The organism is Microbispora sp. CL1-1, assembly GCF_012034195.1.
Lineage (GTDB): Bacteria > Actinomycetota > Actinomycetes > Streptosporangiales > Streptosporangiaceae > Microbispora.
Window position 1 is genome coordinate 14,723 of the sequence record NZ_JAATEK010000034.1, and the last position, 22,169, is coordinate 36,891.

Sequence of the window (22,169 nt, forward strand, 5' to 3'; positions counted from 1 at the left end):
GAAAGTCGTACCACAGTTGTACGATGGTTGTCGAAAGAGAAAGGTGGGGAGATGCCACGAACCCAACGCCGCAGGTCGGCACTGACGCATCCGAACGCCGCCGAGATCGACCTGCTCGACGTCCTGCACGCGCTGGCGGACCCCACACGCATGACGATCGTGCGGACGCTGCGCGCGGAGCCGGAACGGCCCTGCGGCACGTTTCCGGTGGATGTGGCGCCGTCGACGCTCACGCACCACTTCCGGGTGCTCAGGGAGGCAGGTGTCATCCATCAGCGGGAGGACGGCAACCGCCGGTGGACCGCGCTGCGCCTGGCCGATCTCGACGGCCGGTTCCCGGGCCTGCTCGACTCGATCCTCGGCGCGTACGAGAACGAGCCCGCCGCTCCTTGAGCCTTCGTCGAGCCTTCGTCAGGCCTTTCTCAGGCCTTCGTCAGGCGAGGGACCAGGCGATGCCGTCGAGGATGTCGTGCTCGCTGACGACGACCTCGGGGAAGCCGTAACGGCGGACTATGCGGTCGAGGATGAGCGCGCCCGCGCCGATGACGTCCACCCGGCCCGGGTGCATGACCGGGATGGCGGCCCGCTCGTCGTGGGTCATGCGCAGCAGCCGCGCGGACACCTCGTGGACCCGTTCGGCCGGGATGCGCGAGTGGTGGATGCGCGCGGGGTCGTAGGCGGGCAGGCCGAGCGCGATCCCGGCGACCGTGGTGACCGAGCCCGCCAGGCCGACCAGCGTCCGCGCCGTACGCACGGGGACGCGCTCCTCGACCCGGTCCATGGCCGCCTCGATGTCGGCGACGGCCGCCTCCACCGTCTCGGCGCTCGGCGGATCATCGCGCAGGTGGCGCTCGGTGAGCCGCACACAGCCGATGTCCACCGACAGCGCGCCCTCGACGGACCGGGAGCCGACGACGAACTCGGTCGAACCACCCCCGATGTCCACCACGAGGTAGGGCGTCTCGGCGTCCGATCCGGCGAGGCCCCGGGTCGCGCCGGTGAACGACAGCCGCGCCTCCTCGTCGCCGGTCACCACCTCGGGCTCCACGCCGAAGATGTCGCGCACCCCGGCGACGAAGTCGGCCCGGTTGGCGGCGTCACGGGTCGCCGAGGTGGCGACCACGCGGACCGGCACGGGGCCGTCCGGGGAGTGCTCCCTGATCAGCTTGGCGTAGCCGCGCATGGCCGTGAAGGTCCGCTCCAGGGCCTCCGGCGCGAGCCGTCCCGTACGGTCGACGTCCTGGCCGAGCCGGACGATCTCCATCCGCCGTTCGACGTCGGTGAGGACGTCGCCGGAGATATCGGCAATGAGAAGGCGGACCGAGTTGGTCCCGCAGTCGATGGCCGCGACCCGCTTCGTCTTCACGCTCGTTCCCTCAGTCCGTCTCGGTGCTCCGCGTAGCCTGGGGCCGCTCTGCGGGGCTCTCCACGACCACGCAGGGGCCGCCGGCCCACCAGTCGGGCAGCGCGTCGAGCGCCTCTCGGCCGAACGGGTTGACCCCCGGCGCGGCCAGCTCGTGGGCCACCAGCGCGTGCAGGCACTTGACCCGGCCCGGCATGCCGCCGGCGCTCTGCATGTCGCGCGGCAGCGGCTCCAGGCCCTCTTCCTTGGCCGCCTGGTCGCGGCGGGCGACGTAGTCCTCGTGGGCCGCCCGGTAGGCCTCGGCCAGCTCGGGGTCCTCCGCGAGCCGGGCCTGCATGCTCTTCATCAGGCCGGACGACTCCAGCGTGCCGATCGCCGAGGCGGCCTTCGGGCAGGTCAGGTAGAACAGCGTGGGGAACGGCGCCCCGTCGGGCAGCCGGGGCGCGGTCTCCAGCACGTCGGGCAGGCCGCAGGGACACCGGTGAGCGACGGCCCGCACCCCGCGCGGCTGCCGCCCGAGCTGCGCCCGCGCCGCCGCCAGGTCAGCGGGGTCCACACGGCCCGTGTGGCCCGCGTGGTCCGCCTGGTCGTCCGCCACGTCGATCTCCTCGCCCTTCACTCTGTGCGTCCTGCACCCTTAACGCTGTGCGCCCTGCACCCTTAACGCTGCGCGCTCCGCGCCGTTGACACTGCGCGCCCTGCGCCGTTGACACTGTGCGCCCCGCCGTTCCCGGCGGCGTCCGTGATCCTCATCCCGGGGTCCTCATCCCAGGCCCTCATCCCAGGCCCTCATCCCCGGCGCTCATCCCACCGCCGGCGGCGCGGACGCCGACGCCGACGGGGACCCCGTGGGTGCGGGACTGCGCCCCGCCGCGCGTGCGGCGGGCCGCCCCTTGTCGGCCGCCTCGAACGACCGCCAGAGAGTGACGTACCAGGCGGGACGCTCCGGCTGCTTGGTCCCCGCCTTGGCGGCGGCGGTGCCCGCCGTGTCCTCGTCGATCACCTGGTAGCAGTCGGCGCCCGGCTCGCAGTAGAACAGCCGTTCCTTGGCCAGGCGCTTGATGTAGTCCGGATCCTCCAGCCGCCTGCGCCGCTGCTCCAGGTTCTGGAGCTTGCGCAGCGCGTTCGCCTGCTGCGCCTCCAGCTGGGCGATCTGCCGGCGCTGGGCGACGTACTCCCGCGCGGGGTAGGCGAGGCTCATGGCGATGGCGCACACGACGACCGCGAGGATCGCCGCGCGCCCGGTGAGCTGCGGCCGCTTCGCCGCCACGAAACCACCCCTCCCGGTCGGTCAGCGCGTGGGCCCGGTGACAACGGCCACACTAACCGCCCGTCCCGGCCGTACACGCCCGGTTGGGCACGGCGTCGCCGCGCCCATCGCCCCACCGGGCGTCCGGAACGTGTCCGGCCGGAATCCCCGCCTGCCGCAGAGTCTGCCGCAGGGCCCGCCGCAGGCTAGCCCTGGAAGCGCGGGAAGGCGGCGCGACCGGCGTAGCGCGCCGCGTCGTCCAGCAGCTCCTCGATGCGCAGGAGCTGGTTGTACTTGGCCACGCGGTCCGAGCGGGCCGGGGCGCCGGTCTTGATCTGGCCGCAGTTGGTGGCCACGGCGAGATCGGCGATCGTGGTGTCCTCGGTCTCGCCGGAGCGGTGGCTCATCATGCTGCGGTAGCCGCTGCGGTGGGCCAGGTCGACCGCGTCGAGGGTCTCCGACAGCGTGCCGATCTGGTTGACCTTCACCAGCAGCGCGTTGGCCGCGCCCTCGGCGATGCCGCGGCCGAGCCGCTCGGGGTTGGTGACGAACAGGTCGTCGCCCACGAGCTGGACCTTGGCCCCGAGGGAGGCGGTGATGGCCTTCCAGCCCTCCCAGTCCTCCTCGTTCAGCGGGTCCTCGATGGAGACCAGCGGGTAGGAGCGGACCAGGTCCTCGTAGAAGGAGATCAGCTCGGCGGACGACACGCCCTTGCCGTCGATCGTGTAGACGCCGTCGTTGTGGAACTCGCTGGCCGCGACGTCGAGCGCGAGCGCGATGTCCTGGCCCGGCGTGTAACCGGCCCTCTCGATGGCGACCAGGATCAGGTCGAGCGCGTCGCGGTTGGACGGCAGGTTGGGCGCGAAGCCGCCCTCGTCGCCCAGGCCGGTGGCGTAGCCCTTCTCCTTCAGCACGCTCTTGAGCGTGTGGTAGGTCTCCGCGCCCATGCGCACGGCCTCGGAGAACGTCTCGGCGCCGATCGGCGCGATCATGAACTCCTGGATGTCCACGTTGGTGTCGGCGTGCGCGCCGCCGTTCAGGATGTTCATCATCGGCACGGGCAGGATGTGCGCGTTCGGCCCGCCGACGTAGCGGAACAGGGGCAGGTCGGCGCTGTCGGCGGCGGCCTTGGCGACGGCCAGCGAGATGCCGAGGATCGCGTTGGCCCCGAGACGGGCCTTGTTGGGCGTGCCGTCCAGGTCGATCATCGTCTGGTCGATGAGACGCTGCTCCTCGGCGTCGAAGCCGATGAGCTCGTCGGCGATCTCGTCGGTCACGCCGAGGACGGCCTTCTCGACACCCTTGCCGAGATAACGCTTCTTGTCGCCGTCGCGCAGCTCGACGGCCTCGAACTGACCGGTGGAGGCGCCACTCGGAACGGCGGCACGGCCGGTGCTGTAGTCGTCCAGCAGTACCTCGACCTCGACCGTGGGGTTCCCACGGGAGTCGAGGATCTCGCGGGCGGTGATGGCCTCGATGGCAGCCACGAACGCTCCTAGCAAAATGGCGGGCGGTTTGCCACCCGAGCCTATCGGTCCTTACTACTCGGTACTGCGCAGGGTGTCCCGTTCACGGCGTGTCCGAGCGGGTGCTCTCCCACTCCTCCACGCGCCGCCGGTATTCCCTGGCCGCCGCCCTGAGCTCGGCCTCGGGATCGAGCCCCGCGTCCTGGATCTCCCGTACGAGCGCGAACAGGCGGGCGCCCGCGGACGGCGTGAGGTCGCCGGCGAGGGAGCCGGGCGCCCCGACCCCGCCGGCCCGGCGCAGGAGCTGGGCGGCCAGGGAGATGGCCGGCTGGCCCATCGGCACGCCGCTGAGCACCGAGCCGGTCTCCCCCTTGGCGGCCCGCTCGGCCGCCTTGATGGTCTCCCAGTTGTCGCTGACCTCACCGGCGCCGGAAACCTGGACGTCCGCGAAAACGTGCGGGTGGCGGCGCACCAGCTTCTCCACGATCCCGTCCGCCACGTCGTCGATGTCGAAGCCGTCCCCGTCCGGCCCCATCCGCTCCTGGGCGAGCCGGGCGTGGAACATCACCTGGAGCAGCAGGTCGCCGAGCTCCTCGCGCAGCGGCGGGCCGAAGTCGCCCTCGTGGATGGTCTCCAGCACCTCGTAGGCCTCTTCGACCAGGTAGGGCACGAGCGACTCGTGGGTCTGCTTGCGGTCCCACGGGCACTCGCGGCGCAGCCGGTCCATGACCTGCACGAGGTCGAGCAGCCGTGCGCCGGGCAGGTCGTAGGAGCCGGGGACGACCTCGATCTCCGGCGGCTCGTCGAGGGAGATCGCGGCGTGGCCGACCGCGCGCATGAAGTCCTCGTCGCCGTCCTGCGCGGCCAGCCACACCACCGTCCCCGTACGGCTCTCGCGGGCGATGGCGCCGGGGTCGGGGGTCACCACCTCGACCTGGACGCCGGCCTCGTCGAGATAGGGCAGATAGGGGTGGTCCGGGGTGCCGGTGAGCACCCGCCCCCGGTTGAGGGCGCGCCACGCCGCGGGCGCGAGCAGGCCGGGAGCGACCCGGGGCGAGGTGGTCACCACGATCAACGCCATGGACTCAGCCTAGTGAAGCCCGACGAGCCCTCCCGCCCGGCGTCGCCGCACCACCCGGGCACGCGGGACCAGCGTCACCGCACCACCCGGGCGCACGGAACCAGCGTCACCGCACCACCCGGGCACGCGGGACCAGCGTCACCGCACCACCCGGGCGCACGGAACCAGCGTCACCGCACCACCCGGGCACGCGGGACCAGCGTGGCCACACCACCCGGGCGCACGAGGCAGCTCGGGCGTGCGGTCAGCCGGCCTGGCCGGCGTCGGCCGCGCCCGCGGCGGCGCCACCGGCCGCAGCCGCGGCCGGCGAACCGAAGCGGTCGTCGGCGACGAAGCCCTGCTGGGGGTCGAACTTGCCGTAGCGCGGGCTGTACTTCACCGGCACGGTCGAGTCCGCCTCCTGGATGATCTTCTGGAGGGCCGCCTGCTGTGCCGCCTGGTCCTGCCCGGCGCCGGACTGCTGCGCCAGCTTGTTGCGGACGATGACGGCCCGGATGAAGGCACGGCCCTCGTCGAGCGGGATGCCGTTGGCCAGCAGCACCTTGTTGAACTGGTCCCAGCCGCCCTGCGCGATGGCGATGTCGTCGACCTCGCGGTCGGTGACCGTGATGCCCTTGCGCCGGCCGAGCTCCTGGAACTGCCTGCTCGTGGTCATGTTGAGCAGCACCGTCTGCGGCAGCGAGAAGGTCAGCTGGAGCTGGTCCTCGGAGATCTTGTTCGCGGCCAGGTCGGCGCGCAGCTCGCGGACCTCGTCGTTCAGGTCACTGGAGGTGATGCGCTCCGAGCCCACGATGGCCGCGGAACCCGCCTGCACGGGGCCGCCGCACGCGGTCACGGCGATCCCGGTCGCCGCCAGCGCCACGGCGACGCGCACTCGATACGACTTCACGGACGATCCTCCCGAACGACACCGGCCACGCATTTGTTGACATTTTCGCGGGTCACTGTACCCGCACAGGCTCCAGGAACAGGGCCTCGACCAGGTCCCCACACCATTTCAGCAGGTCGAGGTCGCGGAGTGGCTGACCGCCGATCGGCTTGGTCTTGGGCACCGGCACCAGCAGGATGCCCGTGGCCTGCTTCCAGATCGAGCGGGGATAGAGCCGCTGCAGCCGCACCTGCTGTGAATCTTTCAGCTCGACCGGCGCGAACCTGATCTGCTGGCCCTGCAGCGTCACGTCGGTCAGCCCCGCCTTGCGGGCCTTGATCCGGAAGCGCGCCACCTCCAGCAGGTTGTCCACCTCCTGGGGCGGCCTGCCGTACCGGTCGGTGAGCTCGTCGCGGACGGCCGCGATGTCGTCCTCCGAGCCGATGGCCGCGATCCGCTTGTACGCCTCCAGGCGCAGCCGCTCGGAGGTGACGTAGTCGTGCGGCACGTGGGCGTTGATCGGCAGCTCGACCTTGACCTCGGGCCGCTCCTCCACCTTGGTCTCGCCCGCGAGCTTGGACTTCTGCTCCTGGACGGCCTCGGCCATCATGCGGACGTACAGGTCGAAGCCGACGCCGGCGATGTGGCCCGACTGCTCGGCCCCGAGGATGTTGCCGGCGCCGCGGATCTCCAGGTCCTTCATGGCGACGTACATGCCGGCGCCCATCTCGGTGTGCTGGGCGATCGTGGCGAGCCGCTCGTGCGCGGTCTCGGTCAGCGGCGCCTCGGGCGGATAGAGGAAGTACGCGTAGCCGCGCTCGCGGCCCCGGCCGACCCGGCCGCGCAACTGGTGGAGCTGCGACAGGCCGTAGTTGTCCGCGCGGTCCACGATGAGCGTGTTGGCGTTGGGCACGTCGAGGCCCGACTCGACGATCGTGGTGGAGACGAGCACGTCGAAGTTGCGCTCCCAGAAGTCCACCATGATCTTTTCGAGCTGGCTCTCGTTCATCTGCCCGTGGGCGACCGCGATCCGCGCCTCCGGCACCAGCTCGTGCAGCCGCGCGGCCACCTTGTCGATCGTGCGGACCCGGTTGTGCACGAAGAACACCTGGCCGTCGCGCATCAGCTCGCGCCGGATCGCCGCCGCGATCTGCTTCTCGTCGTACGGCCCGACGAACGTGAGGATCGGGTGCCGCTCCTCCGGCGGGGTGAGGATGGTCGACATCTCGCGGATGCCGGTGAGGCCCATCTCCAGCGTCCTCGGGATCGGCGTCGCCGACATGGCCAGCACGTCCACCTGCGTGCGCAGGTGCTTCATGGCCTCCTTGTGCTCGACGCCGAACCGCTGCTCCTCGTCCACGATGATCAGGCCGAGGTCCTTGAACTTCACTTCGGGCGACAGCAGCCGGTGCGTGCCGATCACCACGTCGACCCCGCCCGTACGCAGCCCGTCGAGGGTCTCCCGCACCTCGGAGTCGGTCTGGAAGCGGGAGATCGGCTTCACCGTGACCGGGAAGCTGGCGAACCGCTCGCCGAACGTCGACAGGTGCTGCTGCACGAGCAGCGTCGTCGGCACGAGGACGGCGACCTGCTTGCCGTCCTGCACCGCCTTGAACGCCGCCCGCACCGCGATCTCGGTCTTGCCGTAGCCGACGTCGCCGCAGATCAGGCGGTCCATCGGCACCGGCCGCTCCATGTCGCGCTTGACCTCGTCGATCGCTTCGAGCTGGTCGCCCGTCTCGGCGTACGGGAAGGCGTCCTCCATCTCGCGCTGCCACGGGCTGTCGGGCGCGAACGCGTGACCGGGCGAGGCCATCCGGGCCGAGTAGAGCCGGATCAGCTCGCCCGCGATCTCCCTGACCGCCTTCTTCGCCCGGGTCTTGGCCTTGGCCCAGTCGGCCCCGCCCATGCGGTTGAGCGTGGGCGCCTCCCCGCCGACATAGCGCGTGACCTCGTCGAGCTGGTCGGTCGGCACATAGAGCCGGTCGCCCCTGGCGTACTCGATCACGAGGTATTCGCGGGTCGCGCCCTGGATCGTGCGCTGCACCATCTCGATGTAGCGGCCCACGCCGTGCTGCTCGTGCACCACGTGGTCGCCGACCTTGAGCTGCAGAGGATCGACCATGTTGCGGCGGCGCGACGGCAGCCGCCGCATGTCCTTGGTGGACGCCTTCTGTCCGACGAGATCGAGATGGGTCATGACGGCGACGTCCGGCGTGACGAAGCCGTGGTCGATCCGGCCCGTCGTGACCTGCACGACGTCCTTCGGCGGCGGACCGTCGAGGGACGGCACCAGCCGCGCCGCCACGTCCACGCCCTTGAGCAGCTCGACCATGCGCTCGGCCGGGCCGTGGCCCTCGCTCAGCAGCACGACGGCCTTGCCCGCGCCCATCCAGCCCTTGATGTCGGCGAGCGCCCGCTGGGTGTCGCCCCGGTAGGCCTCGACGTCCTGCGCGTCCAGCTCCACGCCCTCGCCGAACGGCGCGATGCTCCACCACGGCTGGCCCAGCTCGCCGGCGTGGTCGCGCACCTCCTCAAGCGTGCGGAAGGCGGCAGCCTCCAGGTCGATCGGGGCCTCGCCGCCCGCGGCCGCGGCGATCCACGACGCCTCCATGAACTCCTGGCTCGTGTGGACCAGCTCGACCGCCCGGCCGCGGATGCGCTCGGGGTCGCAGACGAACACCGCCGACCTGATCGGCAGGTGGTCGAGCAGCAGGTCCATCTCCCCGGCGAGCACGGGCGCGAACGCCTCCATGCCCTCCACCGGCACGCCCTCGGCGAGCTGGTCGAGCACGTCCTTCAGCGCCGGGTGCTCCTCCCCCAGCTCACGGGCGCGCCGCCGTACGTCGTCGGTGAGCAGCAGCTCACGGCAGGGCGCGGCGAACAGCCCGTCCTGGGCGACTTCGAGCGAACGCTGGTCGGCCACCTTGAACCAGCGGATCTCCTCGATCGTGTCGCCCCAGAACTCCAGCCGCAGCGGGTGCTCCTCGGTGGGCGGGAACACGTCGAGCAGGCCGCCGCGCACGGCCACCTCGCCGCGCTTCTCCACCATGTCCACGCGGTGGTAGCCGTTCTCGACGAGCCGGGCCACCACGTCGTCCAGGTCGGCGTCGTCGCCCGCGCGCAGCCGTACGGGCGCCAGGTCGCCGAGCCCGGCCACGATGGGCTGGAGCAGCGAGCGGACCGGGGCCACCACGATCCGCAGCGGCCCGGCCGCGGGGTCGCCCTCGATCGGGTGCGCCAGCCGCCGCAGCACGGCCAGGCGCTGGCCGACCGTGTCGCTGCGCGGCGACAGGCGCTCGTGCGGCAGCGTCTCCCAGGCGGGGAAGACGGCCACGGAGCTCTCGTCGACCAGGCTCGTGAGCGCGGCGGCGAGATCCTCCGCCTCACGCGCGGTCGCCGTGACGGCGAGCACCGGCCGTACGCGGGACAACGCGGCCACGGCGAACGGCCGCAGCGCGGGAGGCGCCACCAGTTCGGCGCCCGGCTCGGCGGTCTGACCGGCGGCGTCGAGCGCGGCGGCCAGTTTGGGTTCGGCGGATACGAGGTCGAGCAGTCCGGAAAGAGACATCGATGCCTTCAAAAGCCCCGTGACAAAGACAGCCGGCGTGCGGACGCGACCCCGTTCGTCCGGCCGATCCCCCTGACAGAGGAGATCCGCGAGACGCTCCCAACCGGGCCGCGGCTACCAAGGCTACGCCCTGTCTTATGGCCTCGCTCCGCTCGGCCGCTCAGGCGCCTACAGTCCGCGGTCGTGCCGGAGGCGCGCAATGGGCACTTCCTTCAGTGCGTGCTCGCTCGTCGCTCGCTCCGCGCGCTCCTCACTCCAGACATGGCCGCGCCCCTCGCATATCCATGCGTCTCACTCCGTTCGCTCCTCGGCGGGGACATGATGGGGAACGGCAAATGCGCAACTCGGCGTCGTCAAATGATTACGCTCGGTCGTATGACAGAGGTTCGGTTGTCGTCCGCTGACCAGGACGACGTGTTCAGCCAGCGGATCCGCGAGCAGTGGACCGACCAGCTCGGTCGGCGTCTCGACATCCTCATCGCCGGATGCGGCCGGGGCGGCGTCCTCGACGTGGGGCGCTACGAGCCGAGGATGACGGGGGTGGACGAGGATCTGCCGCCACTGCGGACCCACACCGCCAACCGCGACGACCTGGAGGCGTCCTACCTGGGCGACCTGCGGCTCGTGCCGATCCCGCCGCGCTCCTTCGACGTCGTCTACGTGTCGTTCCTCCTCGAACGCATCCGCCACGCCGAGCTCGTGCTCGACCGGCTCGTCGCCGGGCTGCGCCCCGGCGGGCTGCTGCTGCTGAAGATGCGCGACCGCAAGTCGGCGTACGGCTTCTGCGACCGGGTGACCCCCCGCTGGGTGCGCCGGGCGCTGTGGCGCACGCTCGCCCCGGCCGGGTCGGTGGGGCCGCTTCCCGCGGTCTACGAGCCGCTGGCCTCCCGCGAGGGCATCCAGGCGTACTGCCTGATGCGCGGGCTCATGATCGCGGAGGACTACTCGGCGGTGAGCGGCCCGGCCCGGCGGGGCCCGCACGGCGGTCTGGTCTCCGTGGTCTGCCGGACCGTGGCCGCGCTCTCGCGAGGCGGGCTCAACGGCACCGAGGACGAGATCACCATGGTGATCCGCCGTCCGCAGAACCATTTCGCCCGCCTCATCTGAGCCGCTATCCGGGCCGCTATCTGGGCGTCAGGACCGGCTGCCATGTTCCGGGCTCCTGGGCGTTCTGCCGGTAGACCGAGAGCTGGACCCTGCTCCCGCCGTCGACGCCCACCAGGACCAGGCCGTTGTGGAACTCGCTTCCGCACGTGTCCGCGCAGCCCAGGGCGACCAGGCGGCGGTCGTCGGCCCAGGCGAGAAGCTGGAGCACCTCCTGGCGGCCCACGACCTTGCCCGTCGAGAGCTCGGTGATCTCGGTGGGCATGCCGTCGGGGCCGGCGAGCAGCGTGCCGTCGGGCGACACGCCCGCCTTCGACTCCGTGACGACGTAGCCGGCGGGCGCGTCGTGCGGCCTGCCGTCGAGGTCGTAGAAGGCGTCGGGCCGCTTCCAGATGTTGCTGGCCTCGCGGATCAGCGTGCCGTCGTCGCTCCAGCGGAAGTCGCGCCGGACGTTGCTGTTGTCGGTCCGGCAGGGATCGACGGCGTGGAAGTCCCCCGCCGTAGCGGTGGCCACGTCGACGATGTAGAAGCCGGTGCGGCTGGTGGAGACCGCCTGGAACGGCGGCAGCAGCCGGGGATCGCCGGGCGTCGCCGCGACCGGGGCCGGGCACCGCCGCTCCTCGGCCGACCTCATGTCCAGATCGGGGGACTCGTCATAGGCGGTGGCCACCAGGCGCGTGCCGTCGGGCGACCAGGCGACGCCGCCCACGGGGTGGTCCACCGGCACCCACGCCCGCACCCGCCGGGTCTCCATGTCGAAGATGCCGATCCTCCGCACGGGCAGGTCCTTCTCCAGGACCGCCGCCCAGCGCAGGCCGGGGGCGACCTCGACCCAGCCCCACTCCGTCTTCTCGTAGCTTTCGGTCACCTGGTCGAGGAGATACCACGTCAGGTCGAGCGCCTCACGCCCGTCGACCGTACGCCGCCGCCAGGTGTAGTAGGCGGACAACGCCACCCGGCCCGCCGCGATCATCCTCTTCGGCGGGGAGTTCTCCGTGTCGGCGAGCACGTCCTGCGCGGGGGGCGTCTCCCGGTACGGCTGGACGGGCACCACCACAGGCGGGCCGCCGACCTGCGAGACCGGCGCCCTGTCGAGGAGGGGGACCACGACCAGCGGCACCAGCAGCGCCACGGCCGCCACGACGGCCGCGCACGCGACCACACCCGCGAACCTCGTCAGGCGCAGCCGAGACCGGCGGCGCAGCGCGCGGTCGGCGAGGTCGGCGGGCACGTGGACCTCCCGCGACCACTCCGACAGGGTCTCCTTCAGGATCCGGGGGGTCATGACGTCACCTCACTCAGGCGCAGATCGGCGAGTTCCGGCGCGGTCGTCCGCAGCCGGGCGAGCGACCGGTGCGCGGTGCTGCGCACGGTCCCCACGGAGCAGCCGAGGATCCGGGCCACCTCGTCCTCGGGCAGGTCGTCGAGATACCGCAGCACGAGCACGGCCCGCTGGCGGGGCGTCAGCCGGGCGAGCGCCCGGCGCAGGATCATCCGCAGCTCGGCCTCATGGGTGCCCGCGCGGCCTGCCGGGGGTTCCGGCACGTCGGCCACGCTCGTCTCCCGCTGCCGCCAGGCCAGGCGCCACCAGCTGATCTGCTGCCGATACATGACCTGTCGCACGTACGCCTCGGGCTCGTCGAGCCGCCCCCACCTCGTGACGACCTTGGCCAGGGCGGTCTGCACCAGGTCTTCCGCGGAGTGCTGGTCTCCTCCCGTCAGCAGATAGGCCAGCCGCATCAACGCCGGCGCACGGGCCGACACGAATTCGCGGAATCGTCGCTCCTCTGCGGCGTCCACGAGCACCTCCTCGGATTAGTGTCTGCCTGTAGACGCCCCGGGCACCGGCACGCTATGCGTGGGGTTGCCAGTAGGGTGCGTTCCGACCCACCGAAGCCGCGACCTCAAGCGAGCGCCGACCGATTCGAGCGGAAACGGAAGCCATGACCGAGTGGACGCCCGACGCACGTGAGCTGGCCGACCTGGAGCTGCTGCTGTCCGGGGCGTACGCGCCGTTGACCGGGTTCCTCACCTCGGCCGAGGTGGAGAGCGTGGTCGAGCGCGGGCGGCTGCCCGGAGGTGCCTCCTGGCCCGACCCGATCACGATCACGCTGCCGGACGAGTTCGGGCCCGGCGACCGGGTGACGCTCCGCGACCCCGAGGGCGCCGCGGTCGCGGTGCTGACCGTCGTGGAGCGGGACGGCCACCACGCCGCCGGACCCGTCGAGGCGCTCGACGCCCCCGCGTACGGCCCGTTCGCCCGGCTGCGCCGTACGCCGGAGGAGATCCGCAAGGACCTGCCGGACGGCGAGGTCCTCGCGGTGACGATGCGCGGGCCGCTCGACGGCGCCACGCTCGACGACGTGGCGGCGACCGCCGAGGAACTGGACGCCGCCGTGCTCCTCATGCCCCTCGTCTTCGGCGAGGGCGGCCCCGCCGTGGTGCGCGCCGCGCTCAAGGCGGCCGAGCGGCTTCCCGGCGCGACGGTGGTCGCGGTGCCGCTCGCGCCGCGCGAGGACACCGAGATCGACCTCGAACTCCGCGAGCACGTGGCCCGCAACTACGGCGCCACCGAGCACTACGCCGGTCCCGCGCCGATCAGCATTCCGGGGCCGCCGCACAAGCGGGGGCTCGTGGTGTTCTTCACCGGCCTGTCCGGCTCGGGCAAGTCGACGATCGCCCGGGGCCTGCGCGACGCGCTGCTCGAACGCGGCGGCCGCACGGTCACCTACCTGGACGGCGACGTGGTGCGGCGGATGCTGTCGGCGGGGCTCACGTTCTCGCGCGAGGACCGCGACCGCAACATCCGCAGGATCGGCTTCGTGGCCGCCGAGGTCGCCCGCCACGGCGGCCTGGCCATCTGCGCGCCCATCGCGCCGTACGCCGCGACCCGCGACGAGGTGCGGGCGATGGTCGAGGAGGTCGGCGGCGACTTCCTGCTCGTCCACGTGGCCACGCCGCTGGAGGAGTGCGAGCGCCGCGACCGCAAGGGCCTGTACGCCAAGGCGCGGGCCGGGCTGATCCCGGAGTTCACCGGGATCTCCGACCCGTACGAGGAGCCGGAGGACGCCGACCTCGTCCTCGACACCACGGACATGACGATCGAGCGCGCGGTCGGCGCCGTGCTGAACCTGGTCACCTCGGGCGGCTGGGTCCGCTGACGCCCGCGTCCACGGCTCGGGAGGGCGACGCCGATCCCGGGCCCCGTACGCGGCGGGCCGGGGCGACGTTCCGCGCGGGCCGGCTCAGGAGGCCGGCACCGGGGTGGACGTGAAGCGGGGCAGCCGCCCGAGCTCCGCGAACGCCCGGGTGGCGCCCGGCGTGGTGTCGAACCTGGTGTCGCCCCGGGGCGCCAGCGGCGAGTCGAAGTAGACCAGCGCCTTGATCTGGGGATAGTCCCCGATCTGCCGCCGGACCGAGTCGAAGAAATCGCGCTTGAACGCGGGCGCCCCGCGCCGCTCGAAGGCGCCCCACTCGGCCACCATGATCGGCTTGGCCGGGAACCTGGCCTGCATCCACCGGTAGAACCCGGGCCAGCCGGGCGCGTCGGGCCGCGTCTTGTCGACGAGCGTGGCGAAGTCGCGCACCCGGTCGTCCGCGTACGGGTCGAAGGCGACCCAGTCGACCACGTCGTCACCGGGGTAGAGCCGGCCGAACCACGGCTTGACCGCCCAGTTGGGCGCGCCCATGTAGGTCATCACGGTCACCGCGTTGCGTACCCCCTGCTGCCGCAGGCGGATCACGACGTGGCGGTACATCGCGACGTAGTCGGCGGGCGAGTAGCCGCGGCCCTCACGCACGTCGTTCTCCGGCTCGTGGTGGATCGTGAGGAAGAACCGGCCGGGAAAGGTGCGCCGGATGTGCGCGGCGAGCCGGTCGATGCGCCCGTCCACCGCACCACGCGCGACCTCGGCCCAGGTGCGGTCGAGCGCCGGCTTCCAGTTCACCAGCAGCAGCCGGGGCCCCTTGGCGATCACCCGCTCCTCCATCGTGGGGAAGAGCTCCCCGCCCCGGTGGTAGACGTGCACGATGTCGGCCCGGCGGCCCATGCGCCGTTCGGCCATGTCCACGGCGCGGATCGGGCCGCGTCCGGAGAAGACGTCGGGCGCGATCCCCCACCACGCCCCGCACGTCGGGATGAGCTTGTCCGTGACCGCACAGGCGACCGGCCTCGTCCCGGCGCCGCCCCCCGGCACCCGCCCGCTCGTGGCGGTGCCCGTGCACGCCGTCGCGCACGCTCCCGCCACCAGTACGGCCAAGCCGGCGATGAGTCTCATCGCGCCCCCTTTCTCGGCAGACCACGCATTGAACGGATGGGCAAACACCATCCCATCAATCCCTGTGACTTCGGGGCCGGTTTCCCCATCTCACGTGTACGGATATTTCCGTTTTCATCGGCTAATTGAGCGGCCATTGCCGGACGCGAATTCGGCAATAGCCGGGGACGAAACTCCACGGCGGCTTATAGTTCGAGACCGGATCCCGCCGGACCGCCGCCGGGACCGCGAACGCGCCCGGCTTTCCCTCCCGCATCCGGAGGGGCACCGGCGGCCCCACCGCCGGCCGTGGCCGCGTGACACACGAGGGCACGGGGAGTTCGATGAGCCTGCCGCCGCACAGCCGCGACCTTGCAGAATACGGTTCTGTGCTCCGGCGCAGGCGCCTGGTCGCCGTCATCTGCCTGCTCGCCGGAGTGGGCGGCGGGACGGCGGCGCTCGTGCTCACTCCCCCGCGTTACACCGCGACCGCCCAGGTGCAGGTGACGGCGACCGGCGCGCAGGAACAGTTCAACGTGCCGAACTCCCGGCAGCGCGAAATCCTCAATCTCGACACCGAATCACAGATCGCCCGATCGGCGGTCGTCTCCACCCTGGCCGCCGCGATACTGAAATATCCGGATCCGGAGGAATTGCGGGAGCGGCTGACCGTGGACGTCCCTCCCAATTCCGCCGTTCTCTCCATTTCTTACTCGGCGTCCGATCCCCGGGCCGCGGCCGCCGGGGCCCAGGCGTACGCGGAGGCCTATCTGCGCAACCGCGCCCGCGCTGCCGAGGACGCGATCGGCGGCCAGCTCAGGCTGATCGCCGCGCGGCTGCACCAGATCGAGGACGACCTCGAAAAGGCGGGCACGACCACCACGACCACCACGACCACGGCGGGGCAGGCGACGTCGAGGCGGCAGGCCCTGCTCGCCCGCCAGGCGGCGGACCTCACGCTGCGCTACGACGCGCTCAAGACCGTCGCGGTGACGCCGGGCACGGTGATCAGCCCCGCCAGGCCGCCCGCCCGCCCGTCCTACCCGAGCCCGCCGCTCTTCCTCGGCAGCGGCCTGTTCCTCGGCGTGCTCGCCGGGGCAGGGGCCGCGTTCTGCCGTGACCGGCTGGACACCCGCATCCGCACCTGCGCCGACATCGAACGGCTGTGCGGCCTGCCGCTGCTCGCCGAGCTTCCGGCCAGGCCGAGCTCCGCGGCCCTCGACGAGATGGCCGCCGCCGTCGCCACGTCGCTGGGCGGCGGGCCCCACCGGCTGCTCGTCGAGGGCGTGGGGACGGGCATCCTCGACGGCGGGCGGTCACGACGCCAGAAGGGCTCACGGGCGGCGCGCCAGGACGGCGCGGGATCAGGAGGCGCGGGAGCGGGAGGCGCGGGAGCGGGACGCCAGGACGGCACCGGCGCACAGGGAAAGGCCAGGCTGCTCGCCAAGAGCCTCGGCCCCGCGCTGGCGCACCTGGTGCCGGTGACGGTCGTGACCGGCCGGTCCGCCCATCCCGACGCCGCCGTGCTGCTGGTCGGCCTGCGGCGGACGACCTCCCCTGAGGTCACCCGGGCCGTACGGCAGCTCGCCCGGCAGGGCGCCCGCGTGCTCGGCGCCGTCGCCGTGCCGCCGGGGTTCGTCGCGCCCGTGCCCGAGACCGCGGAGTGGGGCGCGTGACGATCCCCGGCCCCCGCACCCCGGCCGCGTCGGCGGTCGCCGCCCCCCAGCCGCCGGTCACGGCGTACGGAACCGGGTGGCAGGCCCTTCCCACCAGGCGCCCTTCTGTCAGGGCGGCGTGGCCGATCGCGGCGTACCTGCTCGGTTATCCGGTCTGGTGGGCGCTCGGCCTGGGCGGGCTGTCGGTGGTGGTGCTGGCCGTGCCGATGGCAGTGCTGCTGTGGCGTAGGCGGCCGATCCGCGCGCCGAAGGGCTTCGGCCTGTGGGCGCTGCTGCTGACGGGCTACCTGATCAGCGCGCTCACGCTCGCCGAGACGCCGGACGGCACGTACGGCGAGCTCGCCGCCGGCCGGGTCATCGGCTACCTGATGCGGCTGGCCGTCTATGTCTCCCTCCTGATCATGGTGCTCTACCTGGGCAACCTCACCCACGACGAGCTGCCGCAGCGCACCCTGGTCAGGTGGCTCGGCGTGCTGTTCCTGACGGCCGTCGGGGGCGGGCTGCTCGGGGTGTTCGCGCCCGGCTTCGCGTTCACCTCGCCGCTGGAGATGGTGCTGCCGCCGGCGATCGGCGGCCATCCCTTCGTCGCCAACCTCATCCACCCGACGGCGGCCCAGATTCAGCATGTGCTCGGGCACGCCGCGCCGCGCCCGGAGGCGCCGTTCGAGTGGTCCAACGCCTGGGGCGCCGACGTCTCGGTGCTGGTGATCTGGTTCGTGGTCGGCTGGTGGACCTACGGCGGACCGTACCGCCGGGTGGTGGCCGTGCTCGCGCTCGCCACCGCCGCGGTGCCGGTCGTCTACTCGCTCAACCGGGGCCTGTGGATCGGGCTCGGGATCTCGGCGGCCTATGTGATGATCCGGGGCGCACGCCCCCTGCTGGCCGGAGCGGTCGCGGCCGTCGCCGCGGCGGCGTTCCTGCTTTCGCCGCTGAGCACGATCGTCGCGCAGCGGCTGGACAACCCCCAGAGCAACGGCATCCGCGCGTTCACGGTCGCGACCACCATCCGGGTCGCGGCGACGTCGCCGGTCATCGGCTACGGCAACACGCGCACCGCGTACGGCAGCCATCGCACGGTGACGACGGGCCGCAGCCCGTGGTGCACGGAGTGCGGCCATCCCCCGCTCGGCAGCGACGGGCAGCTGTGGCTCCTGATGATCAGCCAGGGCTTCACGGGTGCCCTGCTGTACGTCGCGTTCTTCGCCGGGGCGGTGCGGCGCTACTGGGCCGACCGGACGCCCATCGGCAAGGCGGGGACGCTCGTGATGATCCTCGTGCTGCTCTACATGGTCGTCTACGACGGGCTGATCAGCGCCCTGACCCTGTATCTGATCTCCTTCGCCCTGCTCTGGCGCAACGCCACAGGGGCATCCGACCTCGGGGAGGCCCGATGAGGGACGCGGCCGATCGGCTCCACTACCTGGACGAGGTGATGGACCTGCTGTTCCCCCCTTCCCCTCCCGATGCCCGCCCCGGTGCCCGCCCCGGTGCCCTGCCAGGCGTCCGGCCCGGCGTCCGGCCGGAGGCCCGCACCGTGGTGCCGCACCGCCTCGTGCCCCGGCGGGTCGTCCCGCGCACGTGGTGGCACCGCGCGCTCGGACGCGGCCTGCCCGTCGCCGGCGGGACCGACACGATCGAGACGCACCTCAGCGACGTGCTCGGCCGCCGGATGCGGGTCGTCGTCCACGTCAGGCCCGCCCGCCGCGCCAACCGCAAGCCGATCCTGGAGGCGTACGACGAGTCGGGGCTCGCGGGATTCGTGAAGATCGGCGACACGCCGCGGGCCAGGCGGCTGGTGCGCTACGAGAGCGAGGTGCTGCGCATGCTCGCCGGGCGGCCGTTGAAGGTCGTCGTGCCGCCCGACGTGCTCTATCACGGCCAGTGGCGGGGCCTTGAGGTGCTGATGCTGTCGCCGCTTCCCGTCGACTCTCGCCGTGTGGGTTCCCGCCGTGTGCCCGCTCCCCTGCTCGCGTCGGCCGTACGGGAGATCGCCGCCATCCGCCCGTACGGCGACGAGGCGGGCTGCGGGGACGCCGCGGCCTGGCACGGCGACTTCACCCCCTGGAACCTCGCCGCCGGGGCGGACGGGCGGCTGCTCGTGTGGGACTGGGAGCGGTTCGCGGTGGGCGTGCCGCTCGGCTTCGACGTCCTGCACCACTTCTTCCACCGGGCGCTGCGCCGGATGCCGCCGCCGGTCGCCGCCCGGTCCTGTCTCGCCCAGGCGGGCGGGCTCCTGGAACCGTTCGGCGTCGAGGTGGCCCAGGCCCGCCGTACGGCGGTCCACTACCTGGTCACCCTGGCCGAGCGGCACCGCCGCGACGGCCACGAGCCGCTCGGGCCGCCCGCCGTCTGGCTGAACCCTCTCGTCGATCACGAGGAGTGCCTGCTGTGAAGGCGCCGTTGAAGCACTCGGCGCACGCCGTGTCGTACGCCGCCGGAAGGCTGACCAGCGGCGGCAGGGTGCTGCCGTCGTTCCTGATCGTCGGGGCGCAGCGGTGCGGCACGACCTCGCTCTACCGCGCCCTGTCCCGGCATCCGCTGGTCATGAAGCCCGTGCTGCGCAAGGGCGTCCACTACTTCGACATGGACTACGAGCGAGGGCTGCCCTGGTATCGCGCCCACTTCCCGCTGACCTCCCGGGCGCGGGCGCTCCGCTATCGATGGGGTCATGCCCCGCAGGCGTTCGAGTCGTCCCCCTACTACCTCTTCCATCCCCTGGCGGGGGCCCGCATCGCGGCCGACCTGCCCGGAGTCAAGCTGATCGTCCTGGTCCGCGACCCGGTCGAGCGGGCCTGCTCCGCGCACGCCCACGAGCTGGCGCGGGGGTTCGAGACCGAGCCGTGCTTCGAGCGCGCCCTCGCGCTGGAGCCCGAGCGCCTCGCCGGTGAGGCCGAACGGCTGCGGACCATCCCCGGCTACGCCAGCCACGAGCACCGGCACCACGCCTACCTGGCACGGGGACGGTACGCCGAGCAACTGGCCCGGCTGGAGCCGCTCGTGGGACGCGACCGGATCCTGGTCCTCGACAGCGGGCTGCTGTTCCGCGATCCCGCCGCCGTTTATGACCGGGTGCTGGGGTTCCTCGGGCTGCCCCGGATCGGCGGCGTGGACTTCAAGCGGCACAACGCCCGGCCGCGGGAGGCCATGCCCGCGTCCGTCTATCGGCGGCTTCGGGAGCACTTCGAGCCATGGGACGCGCAGCTCGTCCCGTGGCTGGGAGCGGTGCCCTCGTGGCGGCGCTGACCGGCCTGTCGCGGCCGGGCGGCCTCCTCCGGCATGGAGTGGCCGGGCTGGCCACGGCGGCCGCCGCCGCGGGAGGGCAGTTCGCGCTCGTGCTGGTGGTGACGCGGTCGCTCACCCCGGCGTCCGCCGGGGCGTTCTTCACGGCCACCGCGCTGTGCCTGATGCTCGCGGGCATCGTCCGCCTCGACACCGGCAACGGCCTCGTCCACGCCCTGGCCCGCAACCGTTCCGCCCGCACCCCGGGTGGGGGACGGCGGCTGGTCCGCGGGGTCCTCGCCCCGGTGGCCGCGCTCGCGTCGCTGACCGGCGCCGGGGTCGCCGTGGCGGCCGGGCCGCTCGCCGGGCTCACCGGCGTGCCCGGCGGCGTCTGGATCGTGCTGGCCGCCGCCCTGCCGTTCGTCGTCCTGTCCGACGTGCTGATCTGCGCCACCCGCGGCCTCGGCACGATGCGGCCCACGCTGTTGCTCGCCGGGGCCGTGCAGCCGCTCGGGCAGCTCGCCCTCGTCACCGCCGCCGTGCTCGCGGGGGCCCCGCCGCCGGTGCTGGCCGCCGCCTGGGCGCTTCCCTCCGTGGCCGGCGCGGTGCTGGCCGCCGTACGGCTGCGCGGGCTCGCGCCGTACGACGTGGGGGAGGTGGGGGCCTTCTGGCGGCACACCGCGCCGAGGTCGGCCGCGGCGGCCCTGCAGTCGGTGTTCCAGCGGCTCGACGTGGTGATCGTCGCGCTGCTCGCGGGGCCCGCGGCGGCGGCCGTCTACACGGCGGCGACCCGGTTCAAGGTGCTGGGGCAGCTCGCCGGTCAGGGGCTCGCCCAGGCCGCGCAGGCGCGGCTGGTCAGGGCCCTGGCCGAGGGCGACCTGGACGCCGCCCGCGCCCTCTATCGCACCACCACCAGGTGGCTGATCGTGCTCACCTGGCCGCTGTGGCTGGGCTACGCGGCGCTCGCGCCGTGGCTGCTGCCGCTGTTCGGGCCCGCGTACGCCGGCGGCGGCGCGATCGCGATCGTCCTGTCGGCCACGATGATGGTCGCGACCGCGTGCGGCATGGTCGACGTCGTGCTCGTCGCGGGCGGGCGTACGGCCGCCAGCCTCGCCAACGTGACGACGGCCGTCGCCGTGACGATCGGCCTCGACGTGCTGCTCGTCCCCGCGTACGGCGCGCTGGGGGCGGTGCTGGGCTGGTCGGGCGGCGTGCTCGTGAAGAACCTGCTGCCCGCCCTCCAGGTCCACCGCCGCTATGGCCTGCTCCCCTTCGGTGTGGGCCGCTCGGCCGATCCCGCCAAGGCGCCCGGCGGTACGAGTACGACCGGGGCGGCGACTGGGGCTGGAGCGGCGGCCGGCGGTGCGGGGACGACGAGGGCGGCCTCGTGAGCGCGGAACCGCCCGTGCTGGTCACCGGCCTGCCGCGCAGCGGCACGAGCTGGGTGGGCCGGATGCTCACGGCGAGCGGGCGGCTGGTCTACGTCAACGAGCCGCTCAACCCGCAGCGCCCGCCGGGCCGCTCCCCCGGCGTGCTGAACGCGTCCGTGACGCACCGTTTCCAGTACATCTGCCCGGACAACGAGACGCCCTGGCTGGCGGCGTTCTCCCGTACGGTCGCGCTGCGCTACGGCTGGGCGGCCGAGCTCCGCCGCAACCACGGCCCGGGCGACCTCGCGCGGATGGCCAAATATGGCACCGCCTTCACCCTCGGCCGCCTGCTGGCCAGGAGAGCGCTGCTGGACGATCCGTTCGCGCTCCTGTCCGCCGAGTGGTTCGCCGCCCGCCTCGGCTGCCGGGTCGTCGTCGTGGTCCGCGACCCCGTGTCGTTCGCCGGGAGCTGGCGGCGGCTCGGGTGGAGGGTGGACGCGCGCGAACTGCTCGACCAGCCCCTCCTGCTGCGCGACCACCCGTACGTGGCCGATCTGGCGCCCTTCGCCGGCGAGCACGACGTGATCACCACGGCGGCGGTGTTGTGGAGGACCGCGTGGCGGGTCACCGGCACGGTGGCCGGCCGCACCGCCGGGATCAAGGTCGTGCGTTATGAGGACCTGTGCGCCGCGCCCCTCGACGGCTTCCGCGACCTGTACGCCTGGTGCGGCCTGCCCTGGACCGGCCGTGCCGTCCGCCGGGTCACCGCCGCCTGCACGTCCTCCCGCTCCGGATCTCGCCCCGCCTTCGCCTGGACCGGCCTGTCCCGTACGGCCTACCGCCCGATGGACTCCCGGCAGGCGCTCACCGCGACCTCCCTCCCCCACGACGACGCCGTCCGCGTACGCGCCCTGACCACCGATCCAGCCGTATCCAGCTAGGCATT

The 22,169-nt window shown here is 72.8% G+C and carries 18 protein-coding genes and 1 pseudogene; 9 read left to right on the forward strand and 10 right to left on the reverse strand.

Annotated features, from left to right (window positions below):
* Nucleotides 1-51: 51 nt before the first annotated feature.
* A complete protein-coding gene (locus HCK04_RS30090; RefSeq protein ID WP_142650746.1) occupies nt 52-393 on the forward strand; it encodes a helix-turn-helix domain-containing protein in 342 nt (113 codons plus the stop codon).
* A gap of 40 nt (nt 394-433) precedes the next feature.
* On the opposite strand, the gene HCK04_RS30095 is transcribed toward HCK04_RS30090, so the two are convergent.
* The 7 genes from HCK04_RS30095 to mfd all read right to left on the reverse strand — a co-directional run bounded on the left by HCK04_RS30095 (nt 434) and on the right by mfd (nt 9,598).
* The gene (locus HCK04_RS30095) at nt 434-1,366 is read right to left on the reverse strand and encodes a Ppx/GppA phosphatase family protein (RefSeq protein WP_142650747.1); all 933 of its coding nucleotides are present in this window, start codon (nt 1,364-1,366) and stop codon (nt 434-436) included.
* Between the two features lie 10 nt (nt 1,367-1,376).
* The gene (locus HCK04_RS30100) at nt 1,377-1,919 is read right to left on the reverse strand and encodes a DUF501 domain-containing protein (RefSeq protein WP_142650795.1); all 543 of its coding nucleotides are present in this window, start codon (nt 1,917-1,919) and stop codon (nt 1,377-1,379) included.
* 246 nt (nt 1,920-2,165) lie between these two features.
* The gene (locus HCK04_RS30105) at nt 2,166-2,633 is read right to left on the reverse strand and encodes a septum formation initiator family protein (protein WP_260617457.1); all 468 of its coding nucleotides are present in this window, start codon (nt 2,631-2,633) and stop codon (nt 2,166-2,168) included.
* Between the two features lie 185 nt (nt 2,634-2,818).
* Nucleotides 2,819-4,099 carry a phosphopyruvate hydratase gene (gene eno / locus HCK04_RS30110; protein ID WP_142650748.1) on the reverse strand — a complete coding sequence of 427 codons (1,281 nt, stop codon included), beginning with the start codon at nt 4,097-4,099 and terminating at the stop codon, nt 2,819-2,821.
* Between the two features lie 82 nt (nt 4,100-4,181).
* A complete protein-coding gene (locus HCK04_RS30115) occupies nt 4,182-5,159 on the reverse strand; it encodes a MazG family protein (RefSeq protein ID WP_142650749.1) in 978 nt (325 codons plus the stop codon).
* Between the two features lie 244 nt (nt 5,160-5,403).
* Complete coding sequence (locus HCK04_RS30120) at nt 5,404-6,048, reverse strand: SurA N-terminal domain-containing protein (RefSeq protein ID WP_168066380.1); 645 nt, start codon at nt 6,046-6,048, stop codon at nt 5,404-5,406.
* Between the two features lie 52 nt (nt 6,049-6,100).
* Nucleotides 6,101-9,598: a transcription-repair coupling factor gene (gene mfd, locus HCK04_RS30125; RefSeq protein WP_142650751.1), complete on the reverse strand. Its 3,498-nt coding sequence runs from the start codon at nt 9,596-9,598 to the stop codon at nt 6,101-6,103.
* Between the two features lie 375 nt (nt 9,599-9,973).
* Here mfd and HCK04_RS30130 point away from each other — a divergent pair, with 375 nt between their 5' ends.
* Nucleotides 9,974-10,705, forward strand: coding sequence for a methyltransferase domain-containing protein (locus tag HCK04_RS30130; RefSeq protein WP_168066382.1), 732 nt, complete (start codon nt 9,974-9,976; stop codon nt 10,703-10,705).
* Nucleotides 10,706-10,721: 16 nt separating this feature from the next.
* Here HCK04_RS30130 and HCK04_RS30135 read toward each other — a convergent pair whose 3' ends face one another.
* Nucleotides 10,722-11,987, reverse strand: coding sequence for a WD40 repeat domain-containing protein (locus tag HCK04_RS30135; protein ID WP_142650752.1), 1,266 nt, complete (start codon nt 11,985-11,987; stop codon nt 10,722-10,724).
* Nucleotides 11,984-12,502 carry a SigE family RNA polymerase sigma factor gene (locus HCK04_RS30140; RefSeq protein WP_142650753.1) on the reverse strand — a complete coding sequence of 173 codons (519 nt, stop codon included), beginning with the start codon at nt 12,500-12,502 and terminating at the stop codon, nt 11,984-11,986. Before HCK04_RS30140 ends, HCK04_RS30135 begins: the two co-directional genes overlap by 4 nt.
* A 110-nt stretch (nt 12,503-12,612) precedes the next feature.
* Here HCK04_RS30140 and cysC point away from each other — a divergent pair.
* Nucleotides 12,613-13,863 (forward strand): annotated as a pseudogene (cysC, locus tag HCK04_RS30145) (adenylyl-sulfate kinase); the annotation flags it as partial.
* Nucleotides 13,864-13,947: 84 nt separating this feature from the next.
* Here cysC and HCK04_RS30150 read toward each other — a convergent pair.
* Nucleotides 13,948-14,979 (reverse strand): hypothetical protein, encoded by a 1,032-nt coding sequence (locus HCK04_RS30150; protein ID WP_142650755.1) that lies wholly within the window; start codon nt 14,977-14,979, stop codon nt 13,948-13,950.
* A 323-nt stretch (nt 14,980-15,302) separates the two neighbouring features.
* Between HCK04_RS30150 and HCK04_RS30155 the strand changes: the two genes are divergently transcribed.
* The 6 genes from HCK04_RS30155 to HCK04_RS30180 are packed head-to-tail and all read left to right on the forward strand — an operon-like array spanning nt 15,303 to nt 22,164.
* On the forward strand, nt 15,303-16,634 hold the full coding sequence (locus HCK04_RS30155; protein WP_142650756.1) for a Wzz/FepE/Etk N-terminal domain-containing protein: 1,332 nt from the start codon (nt 15,303-15,305) through the stop codon (nt 16,632-16,634).
* A complete protein-coding gene (locus HCK04_RS30160) occupies nt 16,631-18,028 on the forward strand; it encodes a hypothetical protein (protein WP_260617458.1) in 1,398 nt (465 codons plus the stop codon). The genes HCK04_RS30155 and HCK04_RS30160 overlap by 4 nt, the downstream gene beginning before the upstream one ends.
* Nucleotides 18,025-19,026: a hypothetical protein gene (locus tag HCK04_RS30165; protein WP_142650757.1), complete on the forward strand. Its 1,002-nt coding sequence runs from the start codon at nt 18,025-18,027 to the stop codon at nt 19,024-19,026. The genes HCK04_RS30160 and HCK04_RS30165 overlap by 4 nt, the downstream gene beginning before the upstream one ends.
* Nucleotides 19,023-19,877, forward strand: a complete 855-nt coding sequence (locus tag HCK04_RS30170) for a sulfotransferase domain-containing protein (RefSeq protein ID WP_142650758.1) — start codon at nt 19,023-19,025, stop codon at nt 19,875-19,877. The genes HCK04_RS30165 and HCK04_RS30170 overlap by 4 nt, the downstream gene beginning before the upstream one ends.
* Nucleotides 19,865-21,244 (forward strand): polysaccharide biosynthesis C-terminal domain-containing protein, encoded by a 1,380-nt coding sequence (locus HCK04_RS30175; protein ID WP_185949059.1) that lies wholly within the window; start codon nt 19,865-19,867, stop codon nt 21,242-21,244. The genes HCK04_RS30170 and HCK04_RS30175 overlap by 13 nt, the downstream gene beginning before the upstream one ends.
* Nucleotides 21,241-22,164 carry a sulfotransferase gene (locus HCK04_RS30180; protein ID WP_142650759.1) on the forward strand — a complete coding sequence of 308 codons (924 nt, stop codon included), beginning with the start codon at nt 21,241-21,243 and terminating at the stop codon, nt 22,162-22,164. The genes HCK04_RS30175 and HCK04_RS30180 overlap by 4 nt, the downstream gene beginning before the upstream one ends.
* The last annotated feature ends 5 nt before the right edge of the window (nt 22,165-22,169 follow it).